At 53.1% G+C, this 12,487-nt stretch carries 13 protein-coding genes; 9 read left to right on the top strand and 4 right to left on the bottom strand.

Annotated elements, in window-relative coordinates:
• Window positions 1-142: 142 nt before the first annotated feature.
• Window positions 143-922, bottom strand: a complete 780-nt coding sequence (locus H8Q75_RS08130; protein WP_297041110.1) for an inositol monophosphatase family protein — start codon at window positions 920-922, stop codon at window positions 143-145.
• A gap of 94 nt (window positions 923-1,016) precedes the next feature.
• Here H8Q75_RS08130 and proB point away from each other — a divergent pair, with 94 nt between their 5' ends.
• The 8 genes from proB to H8Q75_RS08090 all read left to right on the top strand — a co-directional run bounded on the left by proB (window position 1,017) and on the right by H8Q75_RS08090 (window position 8,663).
• Window positions 1,017-2,126, top strand: coding sequence for a glutamate 5-kinase (gene proB, locus H8Q75_RS08125; protein WP_024125135.1), 1,110 nt, complete (start codon window positions 1,017-1,019; stop codon window positions 2,124-2,126).
• 158 nt (window positions 2,127-2,284) lie between these two features.
• Window positions 2,285-3,292: a GntR family transcriptional regulator gene (locus tag H8Q75_RS08120; RefSeq protein ID WP_024125134.1), complete on the top strand. Its 1,008-nt coding sequence runs from the start codon at window positions 2,285-2,287 to the stop codon at window positions 3,290-3,292.
• Window positions 3,293-3,881: 589 nt separating this feature from the next.
• Window positions 3,882-4,634 carry an RNA methyltransferase gene (locus tag H8Q75_RS08115; protein WP_297041109.1) on the top strand — a complete coding sequence of 251 codons (753 nt, stop codon included), beginning with the start codon at window positions 3,882-3,884 and terminating at the stop codon, window positions 4,632-4,634.
• 5 nt (window positions 4,635-4,639) lie between these two features.
• The gene (locus tag H8Q75_RS08110) at window positions 4,640-5,686 is read left to right on the top strand and encodes a serine hydrolase (RefSeq protein ID WP_225871743.1); all 1,047 of its coding nucleotides are present in this window, start codon (window positions 4,640-4,642) and stop codon (window positions 5,684-5,686) included.
• Window positions 5,687-6,457 (top strand): ABC transporter ATP-binding protein, encoded by a 771-nt coding sequence (locus H8Q75_RS08105; protein ID WP_024125130.1) that lies wholly within the window; start codon window positions 5,687-5,689, stop codon window positions 6,455-6,457.
• Window positions 6,450-7,304 (top strand): DUF6671 family protein, encoded by an 855-nt coding sequence (locus tag H8Q75_RS08100; protein ID WP_297041108.1) that lies wholly within the window; start codon window positions 6,450-6,452, stop codon window positions 7,302-7,304. Before H8Q75_RS08105 ends, H8Q75_RS08100 begins: the two co-directional genes overlap by 8 nt.
• Window positions 7,305-7,403: 99 nt before the next feature.
• Entirely contained in the window at window positions 7,404-7,724 is a 321-nt protein-coding gene (locus tag H8Q75_RS08095; RefSeq protein WP_024125128.1) for a hypothetical protein, read from the top strand.
• 12 nt (window positions 7,725-7,736) lie between these two features.
• The gene (locus H8Q75_RS08090) at window positions 7,737-8,663 is read left to right on the top strand and encodes an NAD(P)H-dependent glycerol-3-phosphate dehydrogenase (RefSeq protein ID WP_024125127.1); all 927 of its coding nucleotides are present in this window, start codon (window positions 7,737-7,739) and stop codon (window positions 8,661-8,663) included.
• Here the strand turns inward: H8Q75_RS08090 and H8Q75_RS08085 are convergent.
• A complete protein-coding gene (locus H8Q75_RS08085) occupies window positions 8,647-9,177 on the bottom strand; it encodes a zf-HC2 domain-containing protein (protein ID WP_024125126.1) in 531 nt (176 codons plus the stop codon). The genes H8Q75_RS08090 and H8Q75_RS08085 overlap by 17 nt on opposite strands.
• A 41-nt stretch (window positions 9,178-9,218) precedes the next feature.
• Complete coding sequence (locus tag H8Q75_RS08080) at window positions 9,219-9,884, bottom strand: sigma-70 family RNA polymerase sigma factor (protein WP_024125125.1); 666 nt, start codon at window positions 9,882-9,884, stop codon at window positions 9,219-9,221.
• A 253-nt stretch (window positions 9,885-10,137) separates the two neighbouring features.
• On the opposite strand from H8Q75_RS08080, the gene H8Q75_RS08075 reads away from it, so the two are divergent.
• Window positions 10,138-11,001 (top strand): phosphatidate cytidylyltransferase, encoded by an 864-nt coding sequence (locus H8Q75_RS08075; RefSeq protein ID WP_024125124.1) that lies wholly within the window; start codon window positions 10,138-10,140, stop codon window positions 10,999-11,001.
• 866 nt (window positions 11,002-11,867) lie between these two features.
• Here the strand turns inward: H8Q75_RS08075 and H8Q75_RS08070 are convergent.
• Window positions 11,868-12,487: NAD-binding protein (locus tag H8Q75_RS08070; protein WP_297041107.1), on the bottom strand; the 620-nt coding region annotated here is incomplete at its 5' end.

The following is a 12,487-nucleotide window of genomic DNA, read 5'->3' as shown; positions in this document are numbered from 1 at the left end:
TTTTATTGTGTTAGTCTATTTATTTTGTATTTATTTGAATTTAAATTTTTTGAATTTATCGTATTTAATTGTATTTAATTTATCTTTAACTTATCGTATTTAAATCCTACTTAATCGTATTTATTTGAATTTGATTTGCACATCAAACAATGTACGCTGCAAAAAATTGTCCCAAGCTGGAACTGGCACTCACCAGTGTATGAAAGATCCGACTCCCGGCCTCATGTCCCGGCTGCAGGGGAAACATTCTTTGCCACGGTTCTGGTGGGTCCAACCATTGCCAATGACCACCGGCCGCATGGACAATTGGCCAAGCGGGGGCAAGATCCCAAATGCGAGGTGTGCGCTCAACGGCCCCGAGCGTATAACCAGCAGCAACGGTCAGCAAATTATAACTGGCGGATCCCAACATGCGAATTTTGCAGGGAAAGGAACGCTTGAGCACATCGGTGCTGCGGGCACAAAGACTAAAAAACGTCTGCAAATTTGGCTCACTGACCTTGACGCGAATGGGTTTCTCATTCAAATAGGCACCGTTGGCGTGATCAGGCGCTTGATAGAAGCCATGAAACGTTTGCTGCAAGCCGGGAACGTGCACATAGCCAAATACGGGTGTGCCTTGGTAGAGCAGACTTAGGGCAATACACCAAATGGGTAGACCATGACTATAGTTGGTCGTGCCATCAATGGGATCAATTATCCAACACCACTGTTCACCACCGTAGGTATGGTTTCCCTCTTCGCTCAGGTAGCCATGGTGGGGAAACTGCTGTTGCAGCATCGCAGTGATTTTCTGATCGGCCCAAAGGTCGGCGCGGGTAACAAGGCTGCCATCGGCTTTGCGATCGCTGGGGGACTGCCCTGCCCACTCCAGCAGACGAGGGGCAACCACCTGTTGAATCTGTTGACAAGTTTCCAGCACCTCAGACCAAAACCCTGAGTTCATTGGCTGTCTTCCACCGCGATACAATGAGCACGATCCTATACCCACTAGGCAATCTTCGTCCTGACTCCCCATGGCACAAACACTGGTCGTCAAAATTGGCACATCGAGCTTAACGGGGGGCAAAGAAGGAAACCTGGCCTTGGCCACCATTGCCCAACTGGTGGAGGTTCTGTGTCACTGTCAACGGCGGGGCGATCGCGTGGTGCTCGTCTCCTCTGGGGCGGTGGGCGTGGGTGCTATGCGCTTGGGCCTGACAGAACGTCCCCAACAATTAGCCCAAAAACAAGCAGTGGCAGCAGTGGGTCAAGGGCACCTGATGCGGATGTACGATGATCTCTTTGCGGTGCTGCGTCAGCCCATTGCCCAAATCCTGGTGACACGGCAAAATTTTGTCGATCGCCAGAGCTACCTGAATATCTACAACACGTTTCAAGCGCTGTTTGGACTGGGTGTCATTCCCATCGTCAATGAAAACGATACAGTGGCGGTGGATGAACTCAAGTTTGGTGACAATGATACCCTCTCAGCCCTTGTGGCGAGCCTTGTCGAAGCCGATTGGTTATTTCTGCTCACAGATGTCGATCGCCTCTATTCAGCGGATCCACGCATTGATAAGACAGCCGTTCCCATTGAGCGGGTGGTCTCCTTAGCCGAGTTAGCACACACCATTCAAATTGGGTCTGCTGGCTCCCCTTGGGGCACCGGCGGCATGGCCACCAAAATTCGGGCTGCGGAAATTGCCACAGAAGCCGGGGTGCGCACCGTTATTACCGATGGGCGATCGCCCACCAACCTCCTCAAAATCCTTGCGGGTGAAGCCTTGGGCACCCACTTTGAACCTCGTCCCAAAACCATCAATGCCCGTAAACGCTGGATTGCCCGTGCCCTCATTCCCAAAGGCGAGTTATGGCTAGACGAGGGTGCCGTTAAGGCAATTACCGTGGGTGGCAAGTCCCTCTTAGCAGCAGGCATTACCCGTGTGGAAGGGGAGTTTCAGGCTCAAGATGCCGTTAAGCTCTGTGACCCCGCAGGAGCTGAAATTGCCCGTGGCCTTGTCAACTACAACAGTGAAGAAATTCGTCGTGTGCAGGGGCAACAATCCACGGAATTGGCCAACATCCTCGGCTATGCCGGTGCCGATACAATTGTCCACCGTGACAACCTAGTGCTGACCCTGTAACCTTGTTCGGTTGCGCTAAAAAGGACGATAGGCAGTAGGTGCGGTAAAATTACTTACCAACTGTGACCGTTTATGCAGCGATTGGGGGTAGGTTTTGCATCTGGCATAGCCCCACCAAGGAACGCGTATTAAGACAGTACCTGATTGGTAGAAAAAGTATGGTTCAGTTCCACATCCAACCAGATAGCGAAATTCCTGCTTCAACTCAGCTCTTTAATCAAATTAGTTTTGCGATCGCTGCACGGCAATTTCCCCCAGGCTATCGTTTGCCCAGTACGCGGCAGCTGGCTATGCAAACCGGGTTGCACCGCAACACGATCAGCAAAGTTTACGAACGCCTTGAAGCCGCTGGTTTAGTCGTACCCCAAGTGGGGTCTGGCATTTATGTCCGTGCCCTTGGCCAAGAGGAAACCCGTCCCCGCCAGCGCCGACCCGCTGTTGTGCCTGTACACCGCATTGTTCAAGAAAGTGTGGACACCCTCCTCGAAATGGGCTATTCCTTAGGTCAAATTCGCGAGTTATTCCTTGCCGAGATTGATGCTCGCCAGAAAGCTGGGGTGAGGGTTTTGGTGACAGTGCCCCGCCACGATCAAGGGGCAGGTGAGCTGATTGTTCAGGAATTGCAACAACTTCTGCCAATTCCTGTGGAACTGGTTTTTCTTGAAGATTTAGCAGCAGTTCTCGATGGTGACACCTCGGCAACGGTAGTTACGGTGCGCTATTTTGCCAGCATGACGGAGGCCGTCACCCGCAATAGGGACGTGCGGGTATTTTTCATCGACATTTACAACTACCAGCGGGAACTGGAAGTAATACGGCAATTGCCGAAGGGCTCCTGCTTGGGGTTGGTCAGCCTCAGTTCCGGTACACTGGGTGTCGCAGAGGTAATGATCCACAGCCTGCGGGGGGATGAGCTCCTCTTGATGACGGCTCAAGCCAACGATAGCTATAAGCTGAATGCCCTTGTCCACCGCGCCCAGACAATCATTAGCGATCGCGCCAGTGGCGAACGAGTCAAAGCAGCCATTGCGGCGGCTCGCCATGAGTTGATTCGTATTCCCCGTCTCATTTGCTGCGAAAGCTACATTGATCCGCAGTCGGTTGAACTCCTGAAACGGGAAATTGGCCTGACGGAGGATCTTCCTCTCCAAGCCAAAGCCTCTTGACTCAGGGATTGAGAGCATTCAGCCTATAGGACAATTCCAGGGGGACTAGCTGATTTTGTGCTTGACCTTGCATTGCATCCAGTTGTAGGTTCGTAAGATGACCTAGGCCAGCAGCTAGACCACAGTACAGGAGGCAGACAGCACTGAGTTTTGGCCAATGCAAGCTCATAAAACGCCACATGAGTTGACTCCTCATTTGCAGAACTAACCACTCAATCAAGACCCCTGCCGCCAACTCACACCACAGCTCTTTTCCCAGGGATGGAACACAGTTGAAGCCGTCAAAGTCTCTAGAGGAGTGAAGCACCTCCCCCTTGGCTGCCCCACGTTTTAGAACGCTGTACCTAGGAAATCCCTTGAGAACTTCCTAGACTTGGGAAGTTGGCTTGAAAGGAGGGGTCACACCTAAAAAATTACTTTCAATTTTACTGACTGCCCTAAAAAGCCTACAGAGAGTGTTACAGTTGTTAAATTTATCAAATATGCGGCCAAGTCCTGAATTTCTAAGGACTTGAGAAAGATCAAGAAAGTCTTCTAAAATCATCTAAAAAATGTTAATTGTTTTTTTATTTTGGCTCAGCCAGCAAGCGTGGATACCCTTCCTGCAGTGCGGATTGTCCTCGTTGAACCCCAAGGGGAGATCAATATCGGCAGCATTGCCCGCGTCATGAAAAATATGGGGTTACAGCAGTTGTGGATGGTCAGTCCCCGCTGTGATCCGAAGGGAGAGCTAGCCCAGCGCTGGGCAGTTCATGCAGAGGATGTGCTGCAGCAAGCAAAAGTGACCGATTCCCTTGAGGCAGCGCTGGCGGATTGTCAGCGCGTCTTTGCCACCGTGGGGCGAGATGTGGCGGATTTGGCATTACCCTGTTGGACACCGCGTCAGGCAGCACCGCAACTCTTGGCTGTAGCGCAGTCGGCACTGGTGTTTGGGCGCGAGGATCGGGGGCTCACGAATGCAGAATTGGAGTGTGCCCAGGGTTTGGTGAAAATTCCTACGGCCAATACCTATCCATCTTTGAATCTGGCGCAAGCTGTTGCCGTATGCTGCTATGAGTTATGGTTGACGGCCTGCGACAGTGTGGGAACTTTTCCCCACAGGGATGCTGTTCCCTTTGAGCGGTTGCAGGGGTTTTATGACCATTTAGAGCAGGTGCTGCTCCAGATTGGTTTTTTGTATCCCCATACCGCTGCGAGTCGTATGACCAAGGTGCGATCGCTCCTCGGGCGCGCCTACCCCACCGAGGCCGAAGTGGCACTATTGCGGGGCATGGTTCGTCAGGTGGAGTGGGCGATTCAGCACGCAGCCACGATTCCTTCAGAGACCTTTCCTCTAAAGTAAATGGCATGGTTGCTCAGTCTCGTTCAATGGTTCAGTCCTCCGGTCTTTCCTCACTCCCTCGGCCAGTCACACCCCCGCCGCCGCCCCGTCCCAATTTGTTCTTGATTACTTTTCGCTGTGGCGTTAGTGGGGTGGCCCTTGCTGCGATGGTGGGCACACTCCTCTCTGTAGTGCACCCTCAGGATTTGTCCTTAAAGAACACAGCAGTGCAGGCGATCGCTCCTGAGGCACCAAGTCCAACCTTGCCCCCCGAACGCCCACTGACCAGCCTGCAACAGCAAATTCAACAACTGGTTACGCGTCAACCCAATCTGACGGCGGGGCTGTACTTTTTTAATCTAGATTCCGGTGCTTCCCTCAATGTCGGCGGTGATGAGGTTTTTCCTGCTGCCTCTACGATTAAGTTTCCCATTCTTGTTGCCTTTTTCAAGGCGGTGGATGAGGGACGAGTCAGGCTCCACGAACGCCTCACAATGCGCCCCGATCTCATCGCCCCTGAGGCCGGTACATTGCAATACCAAAAGCCCAACTCCCAGTACTCCGCCCTTGAGGTGGCAGAGTTAATGATTACGATTAGCGACAACACGGCAACGAATATGATCATTGATCGCCTTGAAGGCACCGCCGCGCTGAACCAACAGTTTCAGGAATGGGGCTTAGAAAATACGGTGATCCACAATCTGCTGCCCGATATGAAGGGCACCAACACCACTAGTCCCCGGGATTTGGCAACGCTGATGCTCAAAGTTGGTCAGGGGGAAATTCTCTCGCCCCGTAGTCGCGATCGCCTGCTAGACATTATGCGGCGCACGGTCACTAATACGCTCTTGCCCGCTGGTCTTGGCAAAGGGGCCACCATTGCCCACAAAACGGGAGATATTGGTATTGTGGTTGGGGATGCGGGCATGGTAGATATGCCCAATGGCCAACGCTATGTAGCTGCAATGATGGTGAAACGCCCCTACAATGATCCCCGAGGGAGTGAACTGATTCGCCAAGTCTCGCGGATGGTTTACCAAGCCTTTGAGAAACTTTCTCCCGCTCAGCTTTAGATGGTGCAGCCCCTCCTAACCTTAAGGAATGTGTGCCGCTCCTTTGGTGGCCTCAAGGCTGTTGATCGGGTATCCTTTAGCGTTGAAACGGGTGAAATTTTCGGCATTATTGGCCCCAATGGTGCCGGTAAAACCACCCTTTTTAACCTCCTGACGGGGTTAATTCCTCTTACTTCAGGGGAAATCCTGTTTCAGCAGCAGCCTTTGCACCGGCTTAAGCCTCACCAGATTGCTGCTTTGGGGATTGCCCGCACGTTTCAAAATATTCGCCTCTTTCCGGAGATGAGTGTTTGGGAGAATGTTCGCCTGGGACAGCATCTCCATGCCCCTGCCAGTTTTCGGGCCAACCTTTGGGGGGCGCCCTCTGTACGCTATGCTCAGGAACGCTTGGAGAATCGCGCCAAGGAACTCCTCTACTGGGTCAATCTCTACGAGCGGCGCCACGAGCGAGCAGGCAACTTACCCTATGGTGAACAACGCCGCCTTGAACTGGCGCGTGCCTTGGCACTGCAACCACGCTTGCTCTTGTTGGATGAACCGGCTGCGGGCATGAATCCCAAGGAAAAGCAAGAGCTCTGTGAGTTGATTCGCCGCCTCAAGGAGACCTTTGAACTGACCGTAATTCTCATTGAGCACCATGTGCCCTTGGTGATGAGTTTGTGCGATCGCTTGGCCGTATTAGACTTTGGTCAACTCATTGCCCTAGGAGATCCCCTGAGGGTGAAAAATGATCCCAAGGTGATTGAGGCCTATCTTGGCGGTGATGTTTAAGTCAACAGAGTCCTATTTCCAAGGCCGAACGGCCCTTCTGGCCACGAAGCACGGCAAAGAACAGGTGATTGCCCCTGCCCTTGCCCGCCTAGGGGTGACGGTTGTGGTTGCCAGTGATTTTGATAGCGATCGCTTTGGTACCTTTAGCCGTGAAATTCCCCGCTGTGGCACCCAAGCGGAGGCGGCGCTTGCTAAGGCAGAAGCGGTGCTGGCGCAAACGGATGCCGACTTAGTCATTGCCAGTGAGGGGAGCTTTGGCCCCCATCCTCAATTTCCGATGCTCCCGAGCGATCGCGAACTCATCCTTCTTTTAGATCGCCGCCATGATCTGGTATTGCGGGGGGAGGTCCTCTCCCTAGACACTAACTTTAGCCATGCCACCGTCAGTAATCTTGAAGAGGCCTTGGCCTTTGGAGCCCGGGTCGGCTTTCCATCCCATGGTTTAATTGCGATGGCCCCGGCTGAGCCGCTGCCCAATACGCCAATTTTCAAAGGGATTCAAAGCGAGGAACAGTTGCAAAGGGCGATCGCCACCCTGCAAACCCATAGCTCCACCCTTCACCTTGAAACCGATATGCGTGCCCACATGAACCCCACGCGCATGCAGGTGATAGCTCAAGCTGCTGCTGACCTTGTTCAAGGAATGGCTCAGGGCTGTCCCCAGTGTGGTTCGCCGGGGTTTGTGGCTCGTGAGCACCTGCCGGGGCTCCCCTGTGAACTGTGTGGGGCACCCACAAGTGCAATCAAAGCTAGCCGTTACCGCTGTCAACGCTGTTTATACGAGCTCACGCTACCTGTCCCGGAAACCGCTGCCGATCCCAGTCAATGCTACTTCTGCAATCCCTAGGCAAAGACTTGGTATAATCCCTATACAGTCCCTTCTACTTCGGCACCGATGGAGTCATCCTATCGTCTGCATTCCTAGCGCATGTTTGAGGAGTGATCCATGACACCTCGCTATCTGCCCGCTCTTGCCCTTGCTGCAGTAATTCTCAATCTTGGGAGTATAGCCTTTGCCCAGAGTGCAAACACGAATAACCCAATGGAGGGCTGGCAGCAAAACGGCAATGCCAACGATCTAAGCACCATTCTCAATCCCCAGAATGGTAGCTTTTCTGTGCCCGGACTGATGAATCGGCTGCGTTTGATGGATGGTCGTGATCCCAACGAAGTGATGGCAGATCAAATGGAAAATCTCAATGCTGAAGCGGAGGCCTTTCGCAAACGGCAGCAGCAACAATTCCAAAATCTAACGCTGACGCCCTAGGACGGGGATGCTATGTCCCCAAGGGTATTGATTTTGGGCTTAGGTCATTGGGGACAAACACTGGCATACCTATTTGAGCAACGGGGGTGTAGAGTTTCCTGCTGGGGGCGATCGCAGGGGGCGCTTTCGGCTGCTCTTTTCCAGGACATTCATTTGCTGGTTTCGGCTCTCCCTATCAAAGCGGTACGGGAAGTGGCTGCCCAAGTTAGCCGCCTTCACCTCCCCTTGGGAATCATTCTTGTGAGTGCCACAAAAGGCCTAGAATCAAAAACCTTTGCCACAGCGGCGGATATTTGGCAAACTTACTGTCCACATCACGATCTTGTGGTGCTTTCGGGACCCAACCTAGCCAGTGAAATCCAGCAGGGATTGCCGGCAGCAGCCGTGGTGGGGGGCAATCTAGCAGCGACCAAGCAGGTTCAAGATTGCTTGGGCAGTCCCACGTTTCGCCTCTACAGCAATGAGGACCGGCGGGGTGTTGAAATGGGGGGCATCTTCAAAAATGTGATTGCGATCGCCTGTGGCGTCAATGATGGCCTCGGTCTTGGCGTCAATGCCCGCTCTGCCCTGATTACCCGCGGACTGGTGGAAATGGTGCGGGTGGGTACCCACTGGGGCGGACAAGTGGAAACCTTCTACGGCCTTTCAGGATTAGGGGATCTGCTTGCCACCTGTACGAGTGCCCTCAGTCGCAATTATCAAGTGGGGTGGCATCTTGCCCAGGGTAAGTCCCTCTCCCAAGCCCTAGCCTTGACCAAGGGCACTGCTGAAGGGGTGAACACTGCTCAGGTGCTCTGCACCTATGCTCAGCAGCATCAGTTAGATATTCCGATCACTGCAATGGTGAATGCTGTTCTAGGTGGCTCTCTCACGCCTCAGGCTGCCCTCAATTGTCTTTTGGAGCGTCCCTTCAAGCCTGAGGTTATTCCTGGACAGTAGTTTTCGGCGTTGGTTCTGAGCTGGGTTCCCCTAAGGCAGCAGGCGCGGTTTCACTCACAGGGATGGCCACGGGAGGACGGTCAAGGCTGAGCATCAAACCGGTTGCCGTTGGCTCAACAGGTAGAGGAGATACCTCTGGCTCAATGCGGGCAGGACTTGTGATAGCCACCGGCAGACTGGAAAAGGGATTGGGCATTAGGCCGCTCAGCATTGCCACGAAGGATGCCGCTAGTGTTACCCCGGCACTCCCCAGGACCCAAATGCGACGGCGGTGATTGGCCTTAGCAATGACTTGGGCTGCTAAATGATCCGCCGGGCAGGGGGTTAAGGGCACTGGCAATTCCTGCATCTGCTGCTTGAGGTTCAGGAGTCGCCGATAGAGGTGTTGGGCTTCCGAATCAGTAGCCAGCCATGCTTCCACCTGTTGCCGTTCTGCAGCGGTCACTTCACCATCAAGGTAGGCGCTCAGGAGTTCAAAGGTATCGCGTTTGCAGTGATCAAGTTCGTCCATCATAGAGGTCTGTCCTTGCAGGAAAAGGGTAGGGGTGATTCGCCTTAGGTTGAAGGGAGATCCAGGTGAGCTTGGAGTTCGAGTTGGAGTCGCTGTCGGGCCCGGGCAATTCGCGATTTCACGGTTCCGAGGGAAACCCCGGTGATTTGGGCAATTTCTTCGTAGGAGAGGCCTTCAATTTCCCGGAGGACAATCGTTGTCCGAAAGGCTTCCGGTAGGTTGGCGATCGCTCGCCGTAATTGATCATAGAATTCATCCGTGCGCAACCGCTCATCGGGACTGGCATCACTGGCGGCAAGTTCCCAGCTCATTTCACCCTCTTGGGTTTTCAGGGGCGCATCCAGCGAAAGGGGCGGTTGATGGCGTTTGCGTTTGCGCAACTCATCGTAAAACAAGTTGGTGGCAATGCGACTGAGCCAACCCCGAAATTTACTAGTGTCTTGCAATTTGTGAATGTTGCGATAGACTCGAATCCAGACTTCTTGCACCAGGTCGGCGCGATCGTCCCAGTCGGGTGCAAGGTGATAGATAATTCGCTCCACATGGGATTGGTATCGCCGCAACAATTCAGTAAAGGCAGCGCGATCTGGGGTTCTGCCGGCTTGACAGCGCACAACCAACTCTTGGGCTGTAAGTTTTGTCAGTGGCACCGTCACCCGAGCACTGGTCTCCTCACCACGTGTCCAAGCAAGGGGAAGACTGGATGTCATGAATACAATCGACCTCAGACCCATCGCTTTTCATGACGCCCTTGCCCCTAGGATGTTCCTTGATCCGTTATAGCTTGCCAAGGACATTTTCATGGGTTCTATTTTGGCTGCGCCTCTGTTAATGTTTCCTTAACGTTGGTGAATCTAGATTAAAATCTTTATTGTAGCGGCGATCGCTCTTTGGACGCGCTACACAAGCACTCAACGCGCGGCTCAATGTAACCCCTTTTCCTAATTACCGCCCCTCACCACTATGCTCTGGATCCGCATTGCCAGTGGACTTGTCGCGATCGTCCTTACGCTGCTGATGACCTTCCTAGGTGGTTGGTATTTTTGTCTGGGGATTGGGGCGCTAATTTATCTGGGGCAGCTGGAATATTTTGAACTAGCCCGTGCGAAGGGGAGTGCACCGGCCGCTAAAACGACGCTAGTCGTCAGTCAGGTGCTTCTGATGACTTCCCTACTGCGGCCTGATCTTGCGGACGCCGTCTTTCCGGTGGCGGGCACCTTCATTTGTTTTTACCTATTGTTTCAACCCAAGCTGGCCTCGATCGCCGATATTTCCACCTCAATCATGGGGTTGTTTTATGGCGGCTATTTGCCCAGCTATTGGGTGCGCCTGCGGGGGCTAGAACAGCAGTCAACCCTGCCCTTAGGGGGCTTCTGGCCAGAACGGTTGCAACTGACAGCCTTTCCCTTGGGATTACAAGTGACGCTGTTGGCCTTTGCCTGTATTTGGGCGGCAGATATTGGTGCCTATGCGGTTGGTAAGCTCTTTGGCCGCACCCGCCTCTCTCACATCAGTCCCAAGAAAACCGTGGAAGGAGCTATGTTTGGTGTCTTGGGGAGCGTAGGCGTCGCCCTTTGGGGAGCGTACTCCCTCGCCTGGCCCCTCCCTTGGCTTGCGGGAGCCCTGTTTGGTCTGATGATTGGGATTGCCAGCCTATTGGGCGATTTAACCGAATCAATGATGAAACGGGATGCCGGCGTCAAAGATTCTGGGCAGTTGATTCCGGGACATGGCGGCATTTTGGACCGCGCCGATAGCTACGTATTCACAGCACCCTTGGTCTTTTATTTTGTAACGCTCCTCTTGCCAATTTTGGCTTTCCATTGATTCGGCTGGAGGCGCTCCCAGCACACTCGATCGCTGCCCCCATAGACTTCGGCATTGAATACTGGCATCAGCACCGATAGCAGCGCCCTGTTGCTTTAACTTTAATTATTGGCAATTATTGGCAGTCATAAACAATCCATCCAGGGCAATACAGGTCTCGTGTGTCGAAGACGAAGATAAAACAGTGAATTTACGATGGTATCCTTTGCAACTCTTGTCAAGTCTATTCTCAAACAGCTCAGCGCTGGTGACTACCCCGTCCTAAATTCTCAACTGTTCTTCAAAATCTGGTTGACCTAGATGCTCGACCAAGGGTTAAGCAGCATGAGAGCCTTATTTGATCGCTTGAATCATTCAGGGATTAGGGTGGACATCTCCACTTTTTCGAACGCTAAAAAACTCAGGACAGCACCTTATTTGAGGGGATTGACACTCATCTGACGTTTCAAGGGCAAAAGAGACATCGTTCTTCCAGTCTGATGGTGTTTTCTATCAATTCAACCTTCGACCAGACATTTGATCTGACCAGACATTTGATCTAATGATCTAAAGCTGACGTCAAGCCAAATGAAAGCGGGACCTATAAGGGCAGTCCAGCCAGAGCCCCCCTAGAAAGTCCTCTCTAGGTAGCTAGGTAGGACAACTGTAGCACAACCCATTTGCAAGCACCTAGTCCAGATTATTATTTTGTTTCTGTAAAATTTTAGAGCCGTGACTTCCTAGGGGCTCAATTCCTCTGTAGAACTGGGTTTCAGGGAAATTCAAGCACCTCACAAATCTGCTAGCCTTAAGGCTGATGGTGTCTGGATTGGGCAAAATTCCTGAGCTAGGAGAATATTTGAATCCAGAGGTGCTTGATCCACCCCCTACAGATCAGGAAAGACAACCTGCACATCGGGATGGACTAAATGGTGCTGCTTGACCACTAAACCCTTGGCAAGAGCAGGGGAGAGCTCGAGGGCGCGATCGCCATGATCGGCGAGGCAAAGGATATAGGGCAGGGTGCTATTCGTCAGGGCTTGGGTTGCTGTCCAAGGCACCGCTCCCGGCATATTGGGCACGCCATAGTGAACCACACCAAAGGCGGTATAGGTGGGGTTGGAATGGGTCGTGGGTCGCAGTGTTTCCACACAGCCCCCCTGATCCACCGCCACATCAATAATGACTGCTCCGGGCTGCATCCTTTGCACAAGGGACTTGGGCACCAAACAGGGAGGACGCTGACCCGGCACCAGAACAGCACCAATCACTAAGTCCGCTGCGGGCAATCGCTCAGCAATCACATGAGAACTGCTGTAGAGGTACTCTACCCGTGCGCCAAAGAGGGTTTCTAGGTACTTGAGGCGCTCGACATTGATATCGAGAATGCTCACCTGTGCCCCCAATCCCACGGCCATCCGTGCGGCTTCTGTGCCGACGACACCGCCCCCCAGAATGACCACTCGCCCCGGCCGCACCCCCGGAATGCCGCTCAGGAGTACTCCCC

The organism is Thermosynechococcus sp. OHK43, from assembly GCF_014466085.1.
GTDB lineage: Bacteria > Cyanobacteriota > Cyanobacteriia > Thermosynechococcales > Thermosynechococcaceae > Thermosynechococcus.
The sequence above is the reverse complement of the archived record's forward strand: the minus strand, read 5'-3'. Positions and strand labels throughout refer to the sequence as shown.